19 protein-coding genes and 1 pseudogene are annotated in these 22404 nt (G+C 67.0%); 13 read left to right on the forward strand and 7 right to left on the reverse strand.

Features of this window, described 5'->3' with window-relative positions:
* Positions 1 to 37: 37 nt before the first annotated feature.
* Positions 38 to 1480, reverse strand: coding sequence for an adenylosuccinate lyase (gene purB / locus ABIB14_RS08185; RefSeq protein WP_354235380.1), 1443 nt, complete (start codon positions 1478 to 1480; stop codon positions 38 to 40).
* A gap of 144 nt (positions 1481 to 1624) precedes the next feature.
* Here purB and ABIB14_RS08190 point away from each other — a divergent pair, with 144 nt between their 5' ends.
* Both ABIB14_RS08190 and ABIB14_RS08195 read left to right on the forward strand, forming a co-directional pair.
* Complete coding sequence (locus ABIB14_RS08190) at positions 1625 to 1939, forward strand: hypothetical protein (protein WP_354235381.1); 315 nt, start codon at positions 1625 to 1627, stop codon at positions 1937 to 1939.
* Positions 1939 to 3408 (forward strand): hypothetical protein, encoded by a 1470-nt coding sequence (locus ABIB14_RS08195; RefSeq protein ID WP_354235382.1) that lies wholly within the window; start codon positions 1939 to 1941, stop codon positions 3406 to 3408. The genes ABIB14_RS08190 and ABIB14_RS08195 overlap by 1 nt, the downstream gene beginning before the upstream one ends.
* 51 nt (positions 3409 to 3459) lie before the next feature.
* Here the strand turns inward: ABIB14_RS08195 and ABIB14_RS08200 are convergent, their stop codons facing one another.
* Positions 3460 to 3891 carry a phage holin family protein gene (locus ABIB14_RS08200; RefSeq protein WP_354235383.1) on the reverse strand — a complete coding sequence of 144 codons (432 nt, stop codon included), beginning with the start codon at positions 3889 to 3891 and terminating at the stop codon, positions 3460 to 3462.
* A 59-nt stretch (positions 3892 to 3950) separates the two neighbouring features.
* Here ABIB14_RS08200 and ABIB14_RS08205 point away from each other — a divergent pair, with 59 nt between their 5' ends.
* From ABIB14_RS08205 to ABIB14_RS08220, 4 genes are all read left to right on the forward strand, one after another.
* Positions 3951 to 5069 carry a histidinol-phosphate transaminase gene (locus ABIB14_RS08205; RefSeq protein WP_354235384.1) on the forward strand — a complete coding sequence of 373 codons (1119 nt, stop codon included), beginning with the start codon at positions 3951 to 3953 and terminating at the stop codon, positions 5067 to 5069.
* 147 nt (positions 5070 to 5216) lie between these two features.
* A complete protein-coding gene (pdhA, locus tag ABIB14_RS08210) occupies positions 5217 to 6491 on the forward strand; it encodes a pyruvate dehydrogenase (acetyl-transferring) E1 component subunit alpha (RefSeq protein WP_354235385.1) in 1275 nt (424 codons plus the stop codon).
* The gene (locus ABIB14_RS08215) at positions 6488 to 7468 is read left to right on the forward strand and encodes an alpha-ketoacid dehydrogenase subunit beta (protein ID WP_354235386.1); all 981 of its coding nucleotides are present in this window, start codon (positions 6488 to 6490) and stop codon (positions 7466 to 7468) included. The genes pdhA and ABIB14_RS08215 overlap by 4 nt, the downstream gene beginning before the upstream one ends.
* A 10-nt stretch (positions 7469 to 7478) precedes the next feature.
* The gene (locus ABIB14_RS08220) at positions 7479 to 9017 is read left to right on the forward strand and encodes a dihydrolipoamide acetyltransferase family protein (RefSeq protein ID WP_354235387.1); all 1539 of its coding nucleotides are present in this window, start codon (positions 7479 to 7481) and stop codon (positions 9015 to 9017) included.
* Positions 9018 to 9020: 3 nt separating this feature from the next.
* On the opposite strand, the gene ABIB14_RS08225 is transcribed toward ABIB14_RS08220, so the two are convergent.
* Positions 9021 to 9362, reverse strand: a complete 342-nt coding sequence (locus ABIB14_RS08225) for a hypothetical protein (protein WP_354235388.1) — start codon at positions 9360 to 9362, stop codon at positions 9021 to 9023.
* Between the two features lie 224 nt (positions 9363 to 9586).
* Here ABIB14_RS08225 and ABIB14_RS08230 point away from each other — a divergent pair, with 224 nt between their 5' ends.
* Positions 9587 to 11188 (forward strand): AMP-binding protein, encoded by a 1602-nt coding sequence (locus ABIB14_RS08230; protein WP_354235389.1) that lies wholly within the window; start codon positions 9587 to 9589, stop codon positions 11186 to 11188.
* Positions 11189 to 11258: 70 nt separating this feature from the next.
* Here ABIB14_RS08230 and ABIB14_RS08235 read toward each other — a convergent pair whose 3' ends face one another.
* The 3 genes from ABIB14_RS08235 to ABIB14_RS08245 all read right to left on the reverse strand — a co-directional run bounded on the left by ABIB14_RS08235 (position 11259) and on the right by ABIB14_RS08245 (position 13800).
* Positions 11259 to 11690: a universal stress protein gene (locus ABIB14_RS08235; RefSeq protein WP_354235390.1), complete on the reverse strand. Its 432-nt coding sequence runs from the start codon at positions 11688 to 11690 to the stop codon at positions 11259 to 11261.
* Between the two features lie 77 nt (positions 11691 to 11767).
* Complete coding sequence (locus ABIB14_RS08240; RefSeq protein ID WP_354235391.1) at positions 11768 to 13060, reverse strand: aminotransferase-like domain-containing protein; 1293 nt, start codon at positions 13058 to 13060, stop codon at positions 11768 to 11770.
* A 140-nt stretch (positions 13061 to 13200) separates the two neighbouring features.
* Positions 13201 to 13800, reverse strand: coding sequence for an NAD(P)H-dependent oxidoreductase (locus ABIB14_RS08245; protein ID WP_354235392.1), 600 nt, complete (start codon positions 13798 to 13800; stop codon positions 13201 to 13203).
* Positions 13801 to 14078: 278 nt separating this feature from the next.
* Between ABIB14_RS08245 and ABIB14_RS08250 the strand changes: the two genes are divergently transcribed.
* The 6 genes from ABIB14_RS08250 to ABIB14_RS08275 all read left to right on the forward strand — a co-directional run bounded on the left by ABIB14_RS08250 (position 14079) and on the right by ABIB14_RS08275 (position 22114).
* Positions 14079 to 14609 carry a TetR/AcrR family transcriptional regulator gene (locus ABIB14_RS08250; RefSeq protein WP_354235406.1) on the forward strand — a complete coding sequence of 177 codons (531 nt, stop codon included), beginning with the start codon at positions 14079 to 14081 and terminating at the stop codon, positions 14607 to 14609.
* A 361-nt stretch (positions 14610 to 14970) separates the two neighbouring features.
* Entirely contained in the window at positions 14971 to 15957 is a 987-nt protein-coding gene (locus ABIB14_RS08255) for an ABC transporter permease (RefSeq protein WP_354235393.1), read from the forward strand.
* A 2-nt stretch (positions 15958 to 15959) separates the two neighbouring features.
* Positions 15960 to 16934 carry an ABC transporter permease gene (locus ABIB14_RS08260; protein WP_354235394.1) on the forward strand — a complete coding sequence of 325 codons (975 nt, stop codon included), beginning with the start codon at positions 15960 to 15962 and terminating at the stop codon, positions 16932 to 16934.
* Entirely contained in the window at positions 16931 to 19153 is a 2223-nt protein-coding gene (locus ABIB14_RS08265) for an ABC transporter ATP-binding protein (RefSeq protein WP_354235395.1), read from the forward strand. Before ABIB14_RS08260 ends, ABIB14_RS08265 begins: the two co-directional genes overlap by 4 nt.
* 58 nt (positions 19154 to 19211) lie before the next feature.
* Complete coding sequence (locus ABIB14_RS08270) at positions 19212 to 20921, forward strand: ABC transporter family substrate-binding protein (RefSeq protein ID WP_354235396.1); 1710 nt, start codon at positions 19212 to 19214, stop codon at positions 20919 to 20921.
* 137 nt (positions 20922 to 21058) lie between these two features.
* Positions 21059 to 22114: a Gfo/Idh/MocA family protein gene (locus ABIB14_RS08275; RefSeq protein WP_354235397.1), complete on the forward strand. Its 1056-nt coding sequence runs from the start codon at positions 21059 to 21061 to the stop codon at positions 22112 to 22114.
* Positions 22115 to 22192: 78 nt separating this feature from the next.
* On the opposite strand, the pseudogene ABIB14_RS08280 reads toward ABIB14_RS08275, so the two are convergent.
* Positions 22193 to 22404: pseudogene (locus ABIB14_RS08280) on the reverse strand (alanine dehydrogenase); the annotation flags it as partial.

Below are 22404 nucleotides of genomic sequence, written 5' to 3' on the forward strand. Positions count from 1 at the left end.
GGCGGCCGGCCTGAAGGTGAACTCGACGCAGGCACGGCTACGCCAGGTGGTCGACCAGTTTGTCCGCCAGCCCGGTGTACTTGCCCGGGGTCAGGGCCAGCAGGCGGGCCTCGGCCTCCGCGGACAGGCCGAGCCCCTGGACGAACTCCTGCATCCGGGCGGCGTCGACCCGCTGGCCGCGGGTCAGGTCCTTGAGCCGCTCGTACGGGTTTTCCATGTCTGCGACGCCGGCGATGGCCTCGGCGCGCATGACCATCTGGATCGCCTCGCCGAGGACCTCCCAATTGGCGTCGAGATCCCTGGCGAGCACGTCCTCCGCGACGTCCAGCCGGTCCAGGCCCTTGGCCACGTTGGAGATGGCCAGCAGGGAGTGGCCGAACGCCACGCCGATGTTGCGCTGCGAGGAGGAGTCGGTGAGGTCCCGCTGCCAGCGGGAAGTGACCAGCGTAGAACCCAGCACGTCCAGCAGCCCGGAGGACATCTCCAGGTTGGCCTCGGCGTTCTCGAAGCGGATCGGGTTGACCTTGTGCGGCATCGTGGAGGACCCGGTGGCGCCGGCCACGGGGATCTGCGCGAAGTAGCCGATGGAGATGTAGCTCCAGATGTCAGTGCACACGTTGTGCAGGATCCGGTTGAAGCGCGCGACGTCGGCGTACAGTTCGGCCTGCCAGTCGTGGCTTTCGATCTGGGTCGTCAGCGGGTTCCAGTCCAGGCCCAGGGTTTCAACGAAGCTCCGGGCGATCTGCTCCCAGTCGGCGCCGGGCACTGATGCCACGTGGGCCGCGAAGGTGCCGGTGGCGCCGTTGATTTTGCCGAGGTATTCGGTCCGGGCGATGCGGTCCAGCTGCCGGGTCAGACGGTGCGTCATGACCGCGAGTTCCTTGCCCAGGGTGGTGGGGGTGGCCGGCTGCCCATGCGTGCGGGACAGCATGGGCACGGCGCGGCTGGCCTCGGCCATCGAGCTGATCTGGGCCACCAGGGCGCGGGCCGCGGGCAGCCACACGTCCTCCACGGCCCCCTTGATGCCCAGGGCGTAGGAGAGATTGTTGATGTCCTCGGAGGTGCAGCCGAAGTGCACCATGGCGGTCAGGCGCTCGATTCCGACGCCGGGCAGCCGGCGGCCGATGTAGTACTCCACAGCCTTGACGTCGTGCACGGTGACGGCTTCGATTTCGGCCAGTTCGGCGACCGACGCGGCGTCGAATTCGGTGACGATGGCGCGCAACTGCTCCTGCTGTGCGGCGCCCAGCGGACCGGCGCCGGGAAGAACGTTGTGGCTGGTCAGGTGGATCAGCCATTCGACCTCTACGGCCACGCGGTCACGGTTGAGCGCGGCCTCGGAGAGGTAGTCCACCAGCGGCGCGACGGCCGACTGGTAGCGGCCGTCAAGCGGTCCGAGCGCGATCGGGTGGTCGGATGCGGCGAGGGCCAGGCGTCCGGACGGCGTGCGGGTCTCAGCTGTGGCGGCAGTTTCAGGCATGATCCGATTCTTTCACGAAGTGCGGCCGGGCCTTAAGCGGACCCTGGCGTGTGACATTCCGTCGGAAGCTTTTCCACATAGCCGGCGGCGCCGGTTACGAGGCCGGCAGCGGGAACCTAACGTCGAACCCGGGACAAGACGGCAATGAAAGGAGCCTTGGCCATGGGCGGCACCTTGACGGCAGCCGATGCGGCGGCCTGCGCCTCGCGCAGTTTCGAAGTCCAACAGCTAGCCGCCAGGGTGGCCTCGTGCGCGGAGGAGGCGGACGCGGTGCTTGCCCGGCTGGGTGGGCTGGAACTCCAGACCTGGCAGTCGCCGGCGGGCCGCGCCTACCGGACGACGATTTCGCTTCAGGCCGCGTCGCTGCGTCGCGCCCGGGGCAGGCTGCACGATGCGGCAGCAGCGGTCCTGCGGCACGCCCAGAACGTGACGCTCTCGTCCGGGCGCCCGGGATATTGATGGCGGAGCTGACTCCGTCGGGCTCCGGGGAGGCGCCCCGCCCCTCGGCACCGCCTCCGGACGGGATGCTGCGGATCCGCGGCGGAGTGGGCGGTCTCAGCTACCAGTTCGAGGAGCTGCTGGCAGGGGCTGCGGCCCTGGACGGCGTGGTGCGCCGGCTGTGCGCCCTGGAGGCGGAGGCCGACGGCGTCCGGCGCGCCCTCTTCGGCTATCAGCCGGACTCCTACCGCACCGGCAGCAACGCCATCATCGCGGTCGGGGAGGCCGGCCAGGAAGTCGGCCGGGTTAGGGCCGAACTGGAACACATCGCGGTCCAGGTCCGGGCCAGCCGCCGGGAGTACGAGTTCACGGAAGCCCGGAACGCCCTGCTGCTCCGGATGGGGCTGGCGGGCCCGGAGTACGGCACCGGTCAACAGATGTTCGGGCTGCCGGGTGTCCGCGACCAGGTCGAGCGCGGCGTGGCCATGGCTCCACACGGCCTCGTCCTGCTGCTGGGCCTTCCCGTTCCCGTGGCGGGGGTGGCCGCGGCGCTCAGCGGCCCCACGGACGTCCGCCGCGCGGTCCGGGAGCTTTCGATGGCGCCTGGGCTGGCGTTCCTGAAGCCGCGCCCGGTCACGGTCGTCGGAAGGCATAGCGGCGCCGGGGACGTTGATCTATCCCCTGCGGGCCTGCTGCGGAGGGCGGAAGCGGTGGGCCGGAACAGCGGCGATATTGAGATCCTCCAGGTCGACGGCGGCGACGGCCGTGCCTGGGTGGTCGTGGTCCCGGGAACCCAGCTCGGCGGCCTGCCCGAGGGAACGAACCCGTTCGACGCGGCGGGCATCGCCGAAGGACTCGGCTACGACTCGCAGGAGACCACCGCGGCCATCCGGCAGGCGCTGCGGGAGGCCGGTGCGGAGGCGGGTGAGCAACTCGCCGTCGTTGGCTATAGCCAAGGCGGCATCCACGCCATGAACCTCAGCAGGGATAAGGCCTTCCTGGCCGAATTTGATCTCAAGTACGTGCTCACGGCCGGCTCTCCGGTGGGCGGTATTACCCCCGAGCCGGGGATCGGCAGCCTCCACCTGGAGCACCAGCATGACTGGGTTCCGGGCGCCGACGGGGTGGCCAACGCGGACACGAAGGAGCGCGTCACCGTCACGCTAACCAACGGTCTCGCCATGCCGCCGCCCCAGGACTTCGGCCTGGGCCCCGGGCACCGGCTGGAAAATTACGCGGCCGGCGCGGAAGCGGTCTCGGCGAGCCGGGACCCCTCGTTGCTGGCGTCCACCGCGGCGCTCGCCGCCGTGGTCGGCGCCGGCGGCACCGCATCCGTGACCCGGTTTTCCTTGCGGCGCGAGCCTCTGCCCGCACCGGGCGCCGTCACGGCGCCGGGCCCGAACCGCGGTGCCGGCGTCCCGCCGCCGCGACCGCCCGCGCCGGGCGCCGGACCCGCAACCGCCCGGGAGCCACTGGGTGTGCCCGGTTAGGCCCTGTGCACGGTTGACCGGTATGCACGGTCAACGACATCGGCGTGCCCGCTACCGGCGGAGGCCGCCGGGGAGCCGGCCGGCGACCAGCGAGATGACAGTAATGATGATGGCCGCGAACACCGCCGTCCAGAAAAACGAGTCGATGATGAAGTGCACCGGCGTGTAGGCGCTCAACCAGGAAGTCAGGTACAGCATTGCGGCGTTGATGACAACCGCGAACAGCCCCAGCGTGAGGATGGTGAGCGGCAGGGACAGCAGACTCACCAGCGGCTTGACGAGGGCGTTGACGATGCCGAAAATGAGCCCGATGAACAGGTAGGCGAGGATGATCCCGATGGTGTCGGCGCCCTGCGTGATGCCGCTGTCGGCCACGGCGCCTGCAGTGGCTGATGTCGAGACGCTGATCCTTCCTTGGAGGATCCAGCTGGCGATCCAAAGGGCAAGAGCGTTGATGACGACCCGCAGAATGAATGAACGCATGGCCTCATGCTGTCATAGGCGCCGCCCCGTGGCAGGGGCGGCGACGTAGGCTAGGTGGCATGACTTCATCTGACAAACCGGCCATGGGGCTCCGCCCGCGGCCGGTGGTAGACCGCCTTCCCCGCTACGCGGCAGGCAAACCGCCGGTCCCCGTCGAAGGGCTCGTGAGCTACAAGCTTTCTTCCAACGAGAACCCGTTACCTCCGATTCCAGCAGTGCAGCAGGCCATCGCCGCGCAAACGGACTTCAACCGCTACCCGGACCCCCTGAGCAGCAAACTGCGCGGGGTGCTTGCCGGGTTTCTGCAGGTCCCGGCCGAGGACATCGTCACCGGCGCCGGCAGCCTGGGGGCCCTCAATCAACTGCTGGCCACGTTCGCCGGCCAGAACGACGACGGCAAGGCGGACGAGGTCATCTACGCGTGGCGCTCCTTCGAGGCCTATCCCATCAGCGTCGGCCTCGCCGGGGCCGAAAGCGTGCAGATCCCGCTGACGGCGGACGGCCGGCACGATCTCGACGCGATGGCCGCCGCGGTTACTGCCCGCACCCGGGTGATCCTGCTCTGCACCCCCAACAACCCCACCGGCCCGATTCTCACCGCGGACGAAACCGAGCGCTTCCTCCAGACCGTGCCCGCGGATATCGTGGTGGTCATTGACGAGGCCTACCAGGAGTTCGTCCGGGCCGGGGACGCGGTCGACGGCATCGAGATGTACCGCAAGTATCCCAACGTGGTCGTGCTGAGGACCTTCTCCAAGGCGCACGGCCTGGCCGGTCTGCGGGTGGGGTACAGCGTGTCGCAACCGGACCTCACCCAGCACCTGCGCGTCACCGCCACGCCCTTCGCCGTGTCCCAGATCGCGGAAGCAGCAGCCGTCACCTCGCTGCATCACATCGGCGAGGTTGTAGAAAGGGTACAAAGCCTGGTCGACGAGCGGGACCGCGTGACGGCCGGTCTGCGGGAGCTGGGCTGGTTCGTGCCGGACGCCCAAGGCAACTTCGTCTGGCTGAATCTGGGGGCAGACAGCGCGGAATTCGCCGCGCTGGCAGCGGAACAGTCGCTCTCCGTCCGGGCCTTCGGCAATGAGGGGGTGCGCGTGAGTATCGGTGAGCCAGAGGCCAACTCCAGGTTCCTCGACTTGTGTGCGACCCATACAAAAGCGCCACGGCGTTCCTAGCGCTTAACACGAAGCCCGCGGGGAAGTCGCGGCGGATAAAGTAAGACTAGTTAAGCCAGAATATATGCCGGGACTGGAATGCATTCCCTTTCCGGCATATATCCCAGTGATTGCGGCGCATTCGGGTGCGGCAGACAAGGAGACGGTATGGGCACCACACAACTGCCCGCTACCGAGTTCGACGGAAGCGAAGCGGACGACCGGCTCGAGGCGCGGGCCGAGGCCATGCTCGGCGATCCCGATGTCCCCATGGTCCAGTTGTTGGGACCGGACGGCACCTTGGGCAGCGATCCGGTGTTCTCGGAGTACGCCGCGCGAATCGACGCCGGTCAACTGCGCGGTTTCTATGCCGACATGGCGAAGATCCGACGCTTCGACGTTGAAGCCACCGCGCTGCAGCGGCAGGGCCAGCTGGCCCTATGGGTCCCGCTCACCGGCCAGGAAGCGGCGCAGATCGGTTCCGGCCGGGCGAGCCAGCCGCAGGACTACCTGTTCCCCACCTACCGGGAACACGGCGTCGCGCTGACCCGGAACGTGGACCTGGCCGAACTGCTGCGCCAGTTCCGTGGGGTGTCCAACGGCGGCTGGAACCCCAAGGACACTAATTTCCACCTCTACACCCTGGTCCTTGCCGCCCAGACGCCGCACGCCGTCGGCTATGCCATGGGCATCCAGCGCGACCAAAAGCTTGCCGCGGCCAGCGCGGCAGCGGGGGATTCGGCTGCCGGATCGCAGGATCCCAAGGCAGCGGTCATGGTCTATTTCGGCGATGGTGCCAGCTCTGAAGGCGACGTCCACGAGTCCATGGTGTTTGCCTCCTCCTACAACGCCCCCGTGGTGTTCTTCTGCCAGAACAATCATTGGGCCATCTCCGTTCCCACCGCCGTGCAGACCCGCATCCCGCTCTCCAATCGGGCCAAGGGCTACGGTTTCCCGGGTATCCGCGTGGACGGAAATGACGTGATCGCGGTCCACGCCGTCACCGAATGGGCCCTCGAGCATGCCCGCGAAGGCAAGGGGCCGGTGCTGATCGAGGCCTTCACCTACCGCGTCGGCGCGCACACCACCGCCGATGACCCCACGAAGTACCGCGGCTCGGAGGAAGAAGCGCAGTGGCGGGCGAAGGATCCGTTGGAGCGGCTCGAGAAATACCTCCGCACCGAAGGGCTCGCCGACAATGCGTTCTTCGAACAGGTCAAGGCCGACGGCGACGAGCTCGCAGCCTATGTACGCCGGACCACCCATGACTTGGAAACCCCGGACATCCGGACCGCGTTCGCCAACACGTACGCTGAGGCCCACCCCCTGGTGGCCGAAGAACTGGCCTGGTTCGAGGAATACAGCGCAGGCTTCGCCGACGAGGCAGGCAGACAGCAGGCAACCGCCAAGCAGGCAGAAACAGACGGGGCGGCGCGCCGATGACCACCATGACCATCGCCAAGGCCATCAATGAGGGCCTTCGGGCGACGCTGAGCAATAACCCGCGCTCCCTGCTGATGGGCGAGGACATCGGGCCGCTGGGCGGCGTCTACCGCGTAACCGACGGACTGATAGCCGAGTTCGGCGCCGACCGCGTCGTGGACACCCCGCTGGCCGAGTCCGGCATCATCGGCACCGCGATCGGCCTGGCGCTGCGGGGGTACCTGCCGGTCTGCGAGATCCAGTTCGACGGCTTCGTGTTTCCGGGCTTCAACCAGATCACCACGCAGTTGGCGAAGATGCATGCGCGCAGCAACGGCAACCTGACGGTGCCCGTCGTCATCCGCATCCCCTACGGCGGCGGCATCGGCTCGATCGAACACCATTCGGAGTCCCCGGAAGCCCTGTTCGCCCACACCGCCGGGCTGCGCATCATCACTCCGTCCAACCCGCACGACGCCTACTGGATGATCCAGCAGGCCGTCGACTGCCTGGACCCGGTGATCGTCTTCGAACCCAAGCGGCGCTACTGGCTCAAGGGCGACGTCGACACCGACTCGCCGGGTGCGTCCGCGGACCCGTTCAAGGCCCACGTGCTGCGCGCCGGAACGGACGCCACGGTGGTGGCGTACGGCCCGCTGGTTCCCGTGGCCCTCGCCGCTGCCGGCGCGGCCGCCGAGGACGGGCACAGCCTCGAGGTGATCGACCTGCGCTCCATCTCGCCGATCGACTTCGACACTGTCACGGACTCGGTCCGGAAAACCGGCCGGCTGATTGTGGCGCACGAGGCGCCGACCTTCGGCGGCATCGGCGGCGAAATCGCCGCCCGGATCAGCGAGCGGGCTTTCCATTCCCTCGAAGCCCCGGTCATCCGCGTCGGCGGCTTCCACATGCCCTACCCGGTGGCCAAGGTGGAGGAAGACTACCTGCCGGACATCGACCGCATCCTTGAGGCGCTGGAACGCGCCCTCGCCTACTGACGGGGAATCCATGACCGTAAACAAGTTCAACCTTCCCGACGTGGGCGAGGGGCTGACCGAGGCCGAAATCGTGTCCTGGAAGGTGAAGGCCGGCGACACCGTGGCGGTCAACGACGTGCTGTGCGAAATCGAGACCGCGAAGTCCCTCGTCGAGCTCCCCTCGCCGTACGCCGGCACCGTCACAGAGCTGCTGGTCCGGGAAGGCGTGACGGTCGACGTCGGGACGCCGATCATCAGCTTTTCCGACGGAGCTCGTGCAGCGGCCGCACCGGCGGACAACCCCGCGCCGGCGGACACCCCCGCGCCGGCGGACACCCCCGTGGCGGCGGACGCGCCGGCCCCCGCCGCTTCGGCGGAAGTGCCCATGTACGGCAAGCTTGAGCCGGACACGTCGGACGCGGCCGGACCCCCGGCGGGCGGTCCGCTGGTCGGGTCCGGTCCGAAGGCCGACGCCGTCAAACGCCGTCGCCGCATCTCCGGCCCGGCGGTCCCGGTCGCCTCCGCCCAGGCGCCCGAGCGGATGGGGAGCGAGGCGCACGACGTCCGGGTCAGCCCGGCAGCCGTCTCCCGCGCGGAACGGCCGGTCCCTGCCGCTGCCGAAGCGATTGACCCGCGCCCGACCCTGGGCGGAGCCATCACCGGTCTTGTCAGTCGGGTGCTGGCCAAACCCCCGGTCCGGAAGTTCGCCCGGGACCTCGGCATCGACCTGGCCGACGTCGTCCCCACCGGCGCGCGCGGCGAGGTGACCCGCGAGGACCTCATGAGCTACCAGGCCCAGCGGGACGCCGAGCTGGACCAGGCGGATTCCTTCTGGGGCAAGACCGGCCGCCCGCAGGAACAGCGGATCGAGCGCGTCCCGGTCAAGGGCGTCCGGAAGGCCACCGCACGGGCCATGGTCGAGTCGGCTTTCGCGGCCCCGCACGTCAGCATCTTCGTGGACGTCGACGCCAGCCGCACCATGGAATTCGTCAAGCGGCTCAAGGCCTCCCGCGACTTCGAAGGTATCAAGGTCTCGCCGCTGCTCATCCTCGCCAAAGCTGTCATCTGGGCTGCCGCACGCAACCCCAGCGTCAACGCGAGCTGGGTGGACGCCGGGGACGGCAGCGATGCTGCCGAGATCCACGTCAAGCACTTCATGAACCTCGGCATCGCCGCCGCGACCCCGCGTGGCCTGATGGTGCCGAACATCAAGAACGCCCAGGACCTGTCGCTCAAGGAACTCGCCATGGCCCTCAATGAGCTGGCCACCACCGCCCGGGCAGGCAAGACGCAGCCGGCGCAGATGCAGGGCGGAACCCTCACGGTCACCAACATCGGCGCCCTGGGCATCGACACGGGCACGCCGATCATCAATCCCGGCGAGGTGGCGATCGTGGCCTTCGGCACCATCAAGCAGAAGCCCTGGGTGCTCGACGGCGAGGTGATCCCGCGCTGGATCACCACCCTCGGCGGCTCGTTCGATCACCGTGTGGTGGACGGGGACCTCTCGGCGCGCTTCATGGCCGACGTCGCCTCAATCCTCGAAGAGCCTGCCCTGCTGCTGGACTGACGACTAGTACGCTCCGTAGGCGGCAAAAGACGGGAGCATCTCCGTCATGCCCGGATCGCAGACCGCGATGGCAACGGCGGCGGCAAACACCATGCCGGCCATGCCAAAGCTGGCGGCGCAGACCGTGGCAAGGAACTTCCAGTCCTCGCGCAGGACGCTCCGGAGCGTGTCGGGCATCCGCAGCGCCGGGGAGATCAGGTTCGGGGCGCTGTCCACGGAACCGTCGTCCAGGTAGGCGACCACCCGCCCGGCAGCTCGGTCGACCCGCATGGTGCTGATGTGGTTTCCGTGCCGGGCCAGCAGGATGTCGTGGCCGACGAGTTGGCGTCGTTGAAGAGTAGGCATAGGTTCTCCCCGGGAGCGGGCGGATAGGACTGTCCGCACCATCGGGGGCACCCCCAATTTTACAGCCGCGCAAGGCGTCGAAGCTGGCAAAACCGGGTGAGGCTGCCCACGGCAGGGGGTGACGGCGATCAAATCTTTAGAATCCTGTCCCGCAGCCGCGCGGCGGCATTAGAGTGGCAGCAGCCGCCGTCGAGCCGGCGGACGCCGATCAAAGGAGATTCTGCGTGTTCTCGAGCCCGTTCCCCGCCGTTGATATTCCTGACGTCAGTCTCTACGAGTACCTTTTCGGCGGTTTGGGGGAGGTCGACCTGGACCGGATCGCCGTCGTCGACGGCACCAGCGGCGCCGAAACCAGCTACCGTGAACTGCGCGACCGGGTCAACGCACTCGCTGGCGGCGTCGCCGCCCAGGGGCTGGGCGTCCACGGTGTGGCAGCCATCCTCTGCCCAAACATCCCCGCGTTTACAGTCGTCTTTCACGGCCTGCTCCGGGCGGGCGCCACGGTCACGCCCATCAATTCGCTGTATACGGCTGATGAAATCGAAAAGCAGCTCACCGACGCCGGTGCCAGTTGGCTGTTCACGATCTCGGCCCTGCTGCCCGCCGCCCGCGAGGCGGCCGGCCGGGTCGGGATCCCGGCGGAACGGCTGGTGGTGCTCGACGGAGCCGAGGGCCACCCGTCGCTGCAGGATCTGCTCATCAGCCGGGCGCCGGTCCCGGAGAACAGCTTCGACCCGGCCACCCACATCGCCGTGTTGCCCTACTCCTCGGGGACCACCGGGCGGCCCAAGGGCGTCAAGCTCAGCCACCGGAACCTCGTGGCCAACGTGGAGCAGTCACGCGGGCTGCTCAAAGTCGGACCGGATGACCGCCTCCTGGCACTGCTGCCGTTCTTCCACATCTACGGACTGACCGTGCTGCTGAACCTGGCCCTCCGGGAGCGCGCCCGCCTGATCACCATCCCCAGGTTCGAGCTGGCGGAGTTCCTGCGGATGATCCAGGACCACAAGTGCAGCTATCTCTTCATCGCCCCGCCGGTAGCCGTGGCGCTGTCCAAGCACCCGCTGGTGGCGGACTACGACCTGCGCTCGGTGCACACCACGCTGTCCGGAGCGGCGCCCCTGGATGGGGAACTGGGGGCGCGGCTGGCCGAGCGGCTGGGCTGCCGGGTCCTCCAGGGCTACGGCATGACGGAGATGAGCCCGGTCTCCCACCTGATCCCGGTGGATGCCACGGAGGTGCCGGTCAGTTCGGTTGGCTACACAGTGCCAAATATGGAATGCCGGCTGGTGGACCCTGCCACGGAGGAGGAGATCGAGGTCCCCGCCGAGGGAACCAGCGCCCCGGGCCATCTGCTGTGCCGCGGTCCCAACGTGATGCTTGGCTACCTGAACCGGCCCGAGGAGACGGCGGCCACCCTCGATGCGGATGGTTTCCTCCACACCGGCGACATCGCCACGGTGCGGGCCGACGGGGTGGTGTCGATTGTGGACCGGCTCAAGGAGCTGATCAAGTACAAGGGCTACCAGATCGCACCGGCCGAGCTCGAGGCGATGCTGCTCACACACCCCGGCATCGCGGATGCGGCCGTGATCGGAACTGCCGACGGCGACGGCCAGGAGGTACCGATGGCGTTCGTTGTGCGCCAGCCGGGACCGGACGGCGAGCTGCTGGATGAGGCCGCAGTGGAACAATTCGTCGCCGCGAGGGTGGCGCCGTTCAAAAAAATCCGGCGCGTCGAGTTCATCGACGCCGTGCCGAAATCCTCCTCGGGCAAGATCCTCCGCCGGATGCTGAAAGCGCAGGAGGAGACCCCGCAGCCCTAGGGCTGGCGGCGCCTCCTCCTGCGCTTCTGCTTTTCTCCCAAGCTACGTTTTTCCTATGCTGTGTTTTCTCCTAGTCGGAGGTGTCGGTCTTGGCGATGTAGACGTCGCAGGGGGCGTTGTGGGCCACACTGTTCGCAACGCTCCCCAGGACGCGGCCCAGGCCCTGCATCCGGCGGTTTCCGACCACAATCATCTGCGCACCGGAACGCTCCGCCTCACTAATCAACGCCTCTGCGGGCTTGCCGCGCGCCGCAGAGTAGGTGACGTTGACGTCGCCGCCGCGGAGGCTGGCGGCGACGTCCTTGGCAACCTTCTCGGCGTCGTCGGCGTCAGAAACAATCCACCGGTCGCTGCCGCTGCCGAACACTTCGGTGCGGTCACTGTCGAATGCACTGACCACGTGCAGGGTTGCGCCCAGCGAGGCCGCCAGGCCGCGCGCCGTCTGGGCCGCCCTCAGGGCAGTCTCACTTCCATCGACGCCAACGACGATAATTCCGGTCATAAGGGACTCCTCTGGTCATGCAGGTTCTGGTCAGTGCAGGTTTCAAGACAGGGTTAGAGACAGGGCAATGCTTTAGGCTACAACGCCGCGACGGCTTCCCGCAGGACCGGCGCCAGGCGCCGCACCCCTTCTTCGATCGCATCGGGCGGCACCGCGCTGAAGGCAAGCCGCAGTTTGTTGGACGGCTCGTCCGAATGAGTGAACGCCGCCCCGGGGATGAACACGACGCCGGCGTCGATGGCCTTCTGCAGCAGCGGATAGGTGTCGACGCCTTCGGGCAGCGTGACCCAGACGAAGAAGCCGCCCTCGGGCCGGGTCCAGCTTAGGCCCGCCGGCATGTGTTTCTGCAACGCGGCGAGCATGGCCTCGCAGCGTTCCCGGTAGAGCCCGCGGTAGGTGGCGATCTGGCCGCGCCAGTCGTAGTCGCGCAGGTAGGCGGAGACCAGCATCTGATTGAGCGTCGGCGGGCACAGGGTGACCGCTTCGGAGGCCAAATAGTAGCGCCGCTGCAGGTGGGCCGGGACCAGCGCCCAGCCGATCCGGAGCCCCGGGGCGAAGATCTTGGAGAAGGACCCCATGTAGATCACGTCGTCCGGGTTGCCGGCCCGCAGCGGGGTCAGCGGCTGGCCGTCAAAGCGGAGCAGGCCGTAGGGATTGTCCTCCAGCACCAGAATATTCGCATTCCGGCATATATCCACGACCTGCTGTCGGCGCTCGGCGGCAAGGGTAATGCCCGAGGGGTTGTTAAAGCTCGGGATGGTGTAGAGGAACTTGATGCTCTTGCCCGCGGTCTGCAGCGCGGTGATCGTGGCTTCAAGAAGCTCCGGGACGATCCCGTGCTCGTCCATCGGCACGGTCCCCACCTCGACCTGATAGGCCTCGAAGGTGTTGAGCGCCCCCACGTAGGTGGGATCCTCCACGAGGACGACGTCGCCCGGGTTGCAGAAGACCTTGGTCGCCACGTCCTGGGCCGACTGCGAGCCCGCCGTGATGACGACGTTCTCTGGTTTCGCATCGAGAATCCCCTCGGCCGCCATGACTTCGCAGACCTGCGTGCGGAGCTCCTCGGTGCCCTGTCCGCCGCCGTACTGCAGGGCGGTCAACCCCTGCTCCGCGATGATTGTCGCGGCGGACTGGCCGAGACGTTCCAACGGGAGCGACTGCAGGTAGGGGCTGCCGCCGGCCAGCGAGACGAGGCCCGGCCGCAGGGAGATGTCGAAGACGTCCCGAACGGCTGACTGCTTGATATTTGCTGCGCGCTCCGAGAAAAGCCTCTCGTGGCGGTGGGCGGACGTAGCCGCACGTTCGATTGCGTCAATTGCCTCGGCCGGAAGAAGTCTTGCGGCGGCATCAAGTGTTTCGTGGGTCACATCTGTAGGATACAGCTCATCGTTGCCTTGGGGAAAACTTTTGTTGACTCCAGTTTGGCGGAGGGCGTAGACCGCCCCCGGGACACAGAACACCCCCGGCAGCCGTTGCTGCCGGGGGTGTCGTTGGTTGCTTCGCCTGCTTAGGCTGCTTCGCCGGCGCGGGTTGCTTCGCCTGCTTCGTCTGCTTCGCCGGCTCGGGCTGCGGCGAGGGCCTCGAACACGCCCTTGATCTGCTCCACTACCTCGGCGTCGTCCTTCGGGTGGACCTCGGCGAACCGGACCATCGAGCCGGGGACGGCGAGCTTTACGTCTTCAAGCACCTTGGCGCCGGCGATGCCGACAGCCTTGCGGGCTTCGTCCTGGGCCCAGACGCCGCCGTACTGGCCGAATGCGGTCCCGACGACGGCGGTGGGCTTGCCGCTGAGGGCTCCGGCGCCGAAGGGGCGGGACAGCCAGTCGATGGCGTTCTTGAGCGGTGCCGGAACGGTGCCGTTGTACTCCGGGGTGACAAGCAGCAGAGCGTCGGCGTCGTTGGCGGCGGCACGCAGTGCGGCGGCGGCGGCGGGAATCTGGCCCTCAACGTCGATGTCCTCGTTGTAGAACGGGATGTTGCCGAGGCTCTCGTGGATGAGGACCTCCACCTGCTCCGGAGCGTTGAGCTGGATGGCTTCGGCGAGCTGGGCGTTAGTGGAGCCGGCGCGGAGGCTGCCGACCAGGGTGAGAACGGTATTGGTGGTCATGTGAACTCCTTGCAGAACGCCGCGGAGATTCCGGCGGCTGGATGGTCGCGGAGGCTGGTGAGGCCTTCATGAATGCTAAACGGACTGCGGTCCGCTTATTATTCCCCGAGGCTACAATGGGCACTGTGAGCCTCATCCCAATCCGACCGCGCGTGGAGGCCGTCCACTCCGCCGCCGCCCGTAGCGCCCCCAGCGCCGCCAGCGCCCGCGCCGGTCACCGGCCCGGCGGGCAGCCCGCCGCCGAGTCCGAGCGCCGGGATGCCGCCCGCAACCGTAAATTGCTGCTCAGTGCCGCCCGGGACCTCATCGAGGAGTGCGGTGCGGACGGTCTCACCATGGATTCCCTCGCCGCGCGGGCCGGCGTGGGCAAGGGGACCGTGTTCCGGCGGTTCGGCAGCCGCGCCGGCCTGATGATGAGTCTGCTCAGTGAGGCCGAGGCCCAGTTCCAGGCCGGGTTCATGTTCGGGCCGCCGCCGCTGGGGCCGGGTGCCCCGCCCCTGGAGCGGCTGCTGGCCTGTGGCGCGGAACGCATCGGCTGGGTGCTCGAATTCGGCGAACTCGCCCGGGCGGCCGACGCGTCGGCTTACAACCGCTTCGACGTGCCCGCCGCGGTCCTGTGGCGCCGGCATCTGGAACTCCTGCTGCGCGAGGCCGGGATGAGCGCGGACCCCTGGCTGATGGCAGGCGCCCTGGCTGCGACGCTTGAGCCGGAGCGCATTCTGCACTCGGTCCGGGTCCATGGCATGTCTCCCGGCAGCCTCGTGGAATCGTGGCGCGAGCTGGCCACGCGCGTTGTGCGGGGCACGTAGACTAGCGAACCCAAATGCCGTCTGCCAAGTCAAATCAATTCAAGGGAATTATTCATAACGATCTGGTAGTCCTAATACCGCTTCCCGCCGGTTCGCCCGTCTGCCCGTGATCCTTATGTGGTAGTTTCCTCTGGAATGTGACCCGCAACATAGCCCGTCAAGGGTTGGCCGAAGGCCTGTGGGCGGCCAGGCACCCGCTGGCACTGATCCCGGATCGGCTGTGGACAACCCGCGCCCGAAGGGGACAACGGAAGGATCTTTGCTGTGAACGTTGTAACAACCCCGGCGCCCGGACACGTTGGTCCGGCCGGTCCGGTCACGCCTCACATTCCGCAGGCAACGGCAATCCTGAACTAGTCCCATGCTTCGATACCTTGCCAAACGTGCCGTCACCTATGTGTTCATGATCTTCCTGACCACCAGTGCCGGGTATTTCCTGGCCGTTACCAGCCTGCAACCTGCGCTGCTGGAGCAGGAGAAGATCCCGCGCCCCACGCCCGAGCAGGTGGCCAACTCTTTCCGGCTCAAAGGCCTCGATCCGGCCCTGGGCCCCTGGGAACGGTACGTGGACTGGCTGACCGGCATCGTCACCCGCTGGGACTGGGGACGCAGCCCCAACGGCGCGTTCGTCAACGCGGAATTCGGTGACCGGGTCTGGATCTCCACCCGGTTGTTCCTGGCCTCGATCATCCTCACCCTGATCATCGGCGTCGCCCTGGGCGTCTACACCGCCGCCCGGCAGTACAAATTCTCCGACCGCGCGATCACCTCGTACAGCTACCTCGTTTACATCGTGCCGGCCCCGATCGCATACTTCCTGGTCCAGCTGGGCGCCATCAACATCAACGAAACCGTAGGCGAACGCATCTTTTTTGTCACCGGGATCTCCACCCCGGGGATGGACGGTGACGGCTGGGCCCAGTTCGTCGACATGCTGGCCCACTACGCCGTTCCCACCTTCGCAATCACGATCGTGGGCTGGGGTGCCTACCAGATCGCCCAGCGGCAGTACCTGCTGGACAACGTCAACGCCGACTTCGTCCGCACCGCCCGCGCCAAGGGCCTGACCCGCAACCAGGCGATCACGCGGCACGCCCTGCGCGTCTCCTTCATCCCGGTGGCCCAGAGCATCGCCTTCACCATCCCAGCGATCTTTGCCGGCGGCTTCTTCGCGGAGAAGATCTTCGCCTGGCACGGCGTCGGCTCCTGGAGCATCGACGCCATTGCCCTGCAGGACGTCAACGCTGCCACAGCCACACTCGCCTACGGTTCCGTGATTTTCGCGATCGGCGCGATCCTCGCCGACTTCGCGACTACCCTTGTCGACCCGAGAGTACGGGTGCAATAGCCATGACAAACCTAAATACCGTCGACCCCGCCGCGGTTGCCGAAGAGGCAAAAATCGAGAACAACGACGTCGTCATCGCGAAGTCGACGATCATCCTGCGCCGGTTCCTGCGCAACAAGACCGCCGTCGCCGGCCTGGTCATCTTCGCGCTGCTGACACTGCTCTCCTTGATCGGAGGCACCTTCTCCAGCTGGGATAAGGAGACGATCGACTCGCTTAACATCGGCATGGCTCCCTCGACGGAACACCTGCTGGGTACCTCCCAGGCGGGCATCGACCTTTACGCCCTGACCGTGGAAGGCACCCGGGTCTCCGTCCTGATTGGCTTGGTGGTGGGGCTCGTGTCCGTGCTGATCGCCGCGGTGTACGGCTGCACTATGGCCTACTTCGGCGGCAAGGTGGACAAGGTCATGCTGTTCGTCCTGGAAGCCCTGATCATGATGCCGGCCCTCCTGGTGGTTGCCGTGGCGACCAGCGGTGGGGGAGAGGGGCTGAAGAAGAACCTCCCCAGCTGGCTGCTGCTGATCATCGTGTTGCTGGTCTTCAGCTGGATGGGAACAGCGCGGTTGATCCGTTCCCTGTCGATGTCGCTGATGCAGCGCGACTTCGTGAAAGCCGCGCAGTACATGGGCATCCCCGCGCGGCGCATCGTCTGGCGCCACCTCGTACCGAACATCGGCTCCCTGCTGGTCCTGGACGTCACCCGCGGCGTGACCGGCGCCATCCTTGCCGAGGTCGCCTTCTCCTTCATCGGCATCGGCATCAAGGTTCCGGACGTGAGCCTTGGCGTGCTGATCGGCCAGGCCACCTCCCAGGTTTCGACCTTCCCGTGGATGTTCTGGGTGCCGCTGACCGTGATGTTCCTGCTGACCGGGTCGCTCGCCATGATGAACGACGGACTTCGCGACGCGTTCGACCCGAGTTCCAGTTCCATCGGCAGCGCCAAAAAGAACAGCCGAAAGGAGACGACCTCATGAGCAGCGAGACCACCGCCACCGGCCCCAGCACCGCGGAGCGCCTGCACGTCGCCGGTCTGCACGCGCCAGATGATGCCCCGGCGGGTGCCTTGCTCTCCGTCCGCGACCTTAACGTCCGCTTTAATACCGAGAACGGGGTGGTGCACGCGGTCCGCGGCATCGAGTTCGACCTGCTGCCGGGGAAGACCCTGGGCATTGTCGGCGAGTCCGGCTCGGGAAAGTCCGTCACGTCCATGGCCATCATGGGCCTGCTGCCGCAAACCGCCGAGGTTAGCGGCTCGGTCCGGCTCAGGGGCACCGAACTGCTGGGTCTCAGCGACAAGGCCATGTGCCGGTTCCGCGGCAACGACCTGGCGATGGTCTTTCAGGACCCGCTGTCCTCCTTGACCCCCGTCTACACCGTGGGCAGCCAGATTATTGAGGCCCTCTCGGTGCACAACCCCAACATGAGTAAGCAGGCCAAGGAGGTGCGCGCCGTCGAGCTTCTGGGGCTGGTGGGCATTCCCAGCCCCAAGGACCGGCTCAAGGCCTTCCCGCACGAATTCTCCGGCGGCATGCGCCAGCGGGTGATGATCGCCATCGCGATCGCCAACAACCCGCGGGTGCTGATTGCGGATGAGCCGACGACGGCGCTCGACGTCACCATCCAGGCGCAGGTGCTCGAGGTGCTGCACACCGCGCAGGAGGAAACCGGCGCCGCCGTCGTGATGATCACCCACGACCTGGGCGTGGTGGCAGGCATGGCCGACGACATCATGGTCATGTACGCCGGCAAGCCGGTCGAGACCGGCAGCGTTGATGACATCTACTACAACCCGCGGATGCCGTACACGATGGGCCTGCTGGGCGCCGTGCCCCGCGTTGACATTGCCGAAAAGTCCTCGCTGGTGCCGATCGAGGGCATCCCGCCGAACCTCGTCCAGGCGCCCACCGGCTGCTCCTTCGCGCCGCGCTGCCCGCTGGTCGGCGACGCCTGCCTGGACGGTGAGCCCGAGCTGTGGCAGGTCGGCGGAAGCGACGGCGGCACCCTGGAACACAAGGCCGCGTGCATCAAGTCCGGCTCTCTGGGCGCCGACGTGGATGTCCACGAGATCTTCCGGGCGCCCGAGGTCCCGGTGTCCCGGTTTGACGAGATCCCGCGCGGCGACCGCAGGACCGTCCTGGAGCTCAAGGACGTCAGGAAGCACTTCCCGTTGCTGAAGGGCGCCCTGATCAAGCGCCGGATCGGCACGGTCAAGGCAGTGGACGGACTGAGCTTCGACATCCGTGAGGGGGAGTGCTTCTCGATCGTGGGTGAATCCGGCTGCGGCAAGACCACCACACTGCTGGAAATCATGGAGTTCCACAAAGACCAGGACGGCGAGGTGGTCATCGGCGGGCTGAGCAACAAGACCGCCTCGGACGCCAAAACCAAGGCCGCCATGCGCAAGGAACTGCAGATGGTGTTCCAGGACCCCACCGGCGCCCTGGATCCACGCTTCACCGTCTACGAAGTGCTCTCCGAACCGCTGGAAAACTCCGGGATGCCCAAGCCGGCCATTCGGAAACGGATCATGGAGCTGATGGAGCTCGTGGGCCTGCAACCGGACCACGTGAATCGCTTTCCGAACCAGTTCTCCGGCGGCCAGCGCCAGCGCATCGGCATTGCCCGCGCCCTGGCGGTGAACCCCAAGCTGGTGGTGCTGGACGAGCCGGTCTCCGCGCTGGATGTCTCCGTCCAGGCCGGCGTCATCAACCTGCTGGACAAGCTCCGCGCCGAACTCGGGCTCAGCTACCTGATGGTGGCCCATGACCTGTCCGTGGTGCGCCACATTTCCAACCGGGTGGCCGTGATGTACCTCGGCAAGATCGTGGAGATCGGGGACGTCGACAGTGTCTTCGACAACCCGCGCCACCCGTACACCCGGGCCCTGCTCTCCGCGATTCCGGTACCGGACCCGCAACTGGAGCGCACCCGCGAACGCATCATCCTGCAAGGCGACCTGCCCTCGCCGCTGGATGCGCCGAAGGGCTGCAACTTCGCCACCCGCTGCCCCGTCTTCGCCGCGCTCCCGGCCGCCAGGCAGGAGAAGTGCCTGACCCAGGAGCCGCCGCTGGAGCCAACCGCCGCCGCGGCCGGCGCGGGGCACCGGGACGGGCCGGCGGCAACAACAGACCAGCACTTCGCCTGCTTCTACCCGGACGGCGAACTGGACGCGGACATGCTCGTTGTCCACTAAACCGACTGACTTACCCGTCAGCCGCGGCACTGCACCAGAAAGAAAATGAGGGGTACACATGAAGAATCTGACCAAGATCGGCGGAGTGACCGCCGTCGTGGCAACGCTTGCGTTGACCGCCTGCGGTGGCGGGGGCGCAGCTAAGGGGCCCGACGCCGGAAAGGGCCAGGACTCCGGAAGCGACCTGGCCAAGCTCATCAGCATCAACGCCAAGGACGCGAAGGATTTGCAGCCGGGCGGCACAGTCACCCTGCCGCTGGGCAACATCGGGCCGGACTTCAACGGTTTCTCCAACAACGGCAACAGCGCGGACAACACTGCACTGCACCGGCCGATCGACCAGGCCGGCACCTGGGGCTGCTGGAACTTCGACTTCGACGGTACCGCCACACCGAACAAGGACTTCTGCGAAGACGTCAAGAGCGATGTCAAGGACGGCAAGCAGACCATCACCATCAAGGTGAATGACAAGGCCACCTTCAACGACGGCACTCCGATCGACGTTAAGACCTTCGAAAACACCTGGAAGATGCTCAACGGGCAGAACAAGGACATCGACGTTGTCACGTCCGGTGCCTACGAGTTCGTGGACTCCGTCAAGGCCGGCGCCAGCAACAAGGAAGTTGTTGTCACCACCAGCCAGCCGGTCTACCCACTGGATGCGCTCTTCACCGGGTTCGTCCACCCCGCGGTCAACACCCCGGAGATCTTCAACAACGGCTTCACCGGCGACATGCACCCCGAATGGATGGCCGGTCCGTTCAAGGTGAACCAGTACGACGCCGCCGCCAAGACCGTCACGCTGGCCCAGAACGAGAAGTGGTGGGGCACCAAGCCGGTGCTGGACAAGGTCGTATTCCGCCAGCTTGAGAGCAGCGCCCAGATCGCCGCCTTCAAGAACGGTGAAATCGACGGCGTCTCCGCCAATACCATCACCCCTTACAAGCAGCTCGACGGCACCAAGAACTCCGAGGTCCGCCGTGGCCAGCGACTGTTCGCCGGCGGCTTGAACATTAACGCCCAAAAGGCGCCGATGACCGACGTCGCCATCCGCAAGGCTATCTTCACCGCTGTGGACCGCCAAGCCCTGCGCAAGGTCCGTTTCAACGGCCTGAACTGGGAAGAGTCCAGCTCCGGATCGATGATGCTGCTGCCGTTCTCCCCGTACTACCAGGACAACTACCCGGTGACGGAGACCGGTCCGGATGCCGCCAAGAAGGTCCTGACCGACGCCGGCTATAAGGCCAACGCCGCCGGCATCATGGAAAAGGACGGCGTTCCCGCCGCCTTCAAGATCAGCAACTTCGGCGACGATCCCACCACGCTGGCCTTCGCCCAGACCCTGCAGAAGCAGCTTCAGGCCGGCGGCATGGACGTCGGAATCGACCAGCGGGCCTCCGCCGACTTCGGCAAGGTCCTGGGCGGCCGCGACTTCTTCCTGAGCGTTTCCGGCTATACGGTCGGCGCCGATACCACCGACTCCGTCAAGCAGTTCTACGACTCCAAGACCAACGAGAACAAGCTCGGCGACGCGGAGCTGGACGCCAAAATCCAGAAGCTCTCCACCATCGCCGACAATGCCGAGCGCAACAAGGCGGCGATGGACGTTGAAAAGGAACACATGGCCAAGTACTTCTCCATGGGCGTTGTAATGAACGGTCCGCAGATCTCTTTTGCGCGCACCGGCCTGGCCAATTACGGGCCCTCCCTGTTCAAGAGCCTGTCCCAGGTTCCGGACTGGACCACCATCGGCTGGGAAAAGAAGTAACCCCACCTCCCCTTCCGAAGCTCCTTCACCTTTAGCAGCTTTGTGGGCGACGCTCCCTCACCTTTTGCGGGAGCGTCGCTTGATTTGCTGCGATAGCTGAGGGGCGTCGGATGGTTGCGCGGGAGTAGCGTGGAGCCATGACAGCTGAGTCCACCCGGCCCATCCGCACCGCCGTGGCGGGGTTCGGTCTCTCCGGCAGCGTGTTCCACGCCCCGCTCATCGCGGCCAACCCGTCCTACTCGCTCGACGGCATCGCCACGTCCGATACCGGCCGGAGGACAGCCGCCGCTGCCCGCTACCCGTCGGCCCGGATCGTCGACACTCCCGCGGATATCCTCGGACTGGCCGGCAGCCTGGACCTGCTGGTCCTGGGGACGCCACCGGCCACCCATTCCCCCCTCGCCAGGGCGGCGCTCGAGGCCGGGCTCGACGTCGTCGTCGACAAACCCTTCACGGTGCGCAGCGCCGAGGGCGCGGAACTGATCAGCCTCGCCGCGCGCCTGGGCCGGGTGCTCACCGTCTTCCAGAACCGCCGCTGGGACGGCGACTTCCTGACCGTCCGCGGACTGTTGCAGCGCGGCGTCCTGGGAAGGCCCACGCGGTTCGAATCAAGCTTTGAGCGCTGGTCGCCGGACGTCACGAAGGTGTGGAAAGCGGCGGCAACGGCGGACGACGGCGGCGGGGTGCTGTTCGACCTCGGCACCCACCTTCTGGACCAGGCCGTGCAGCTCTTCGGCCCCGCCACCGTGACCCACGCGGAGCTGGCCGTCCGCCGCCCCGGGGGACCCGCGGACGACGATGCGTTTGTGGCCTTGCGGCACGAGTCCGGGGTTACCAGCCACCTCTCCATGAATCTGCTCTGCGCCCAGCAGGGGCCGCGCTTCCGGCTCCTGGGCAGCGACGGCGGCTTCACTAAGCACGGCGTCGAGCCGCAGGAACCCTATCTGGCCGCCGGCGGGAGTCCGCTGGATGCCGACTACGGCGTGGAGGACCCGGACTGGGCAGGGCTGCTGGGCCGCGACGGCCATCTGGACCGCCTGCCCGCAGAGCGCGGCGCGTACCCGGAGTTCTACCGGATCCTGGCGGACAAGATTCACGACGGCGGGGCCACGTCCGCGCTGCCGCTCCCGGTGGATCCCGTCGAGCCGGTGGAGGTGCTGCGGCTGATCGAGCAGGCCCGGTCGCTGGCTTAAACAGCGATCGACTGCTCCGTACCTGCCGTTCTGAGGGTCCAAAAGGGCGGTATCGGAGCAGCCGATTACGGCTGGAACTTACGCGGAGACCAGCTGGTGCCAGTCGGCCACGAGAGGGAGCTTGTGCGCTTCGGAGACGGAGTGGTGAGCAACCTGGCCGGCAGCGATGTTGAGGCCGGCGGCGAGGGCGGCGTCGCGCTCAAACGCGGCCTGGACGCCGAGGTTGGCCAGTGAAACCGCGTAGCGCAGCGTGACGTTGGTCAGCGCGTACGTGGACGTGTTCGGGACGG

The sequence above is a fragment of the Arthrobacter sp. UYEF3 genome (genome assembly GCF_040546245.1).
GTDB lineage: Bacteria > Actinomycetota > Actinomycetes > Actinomycetales > Micrococcaceae > Arthrobacter.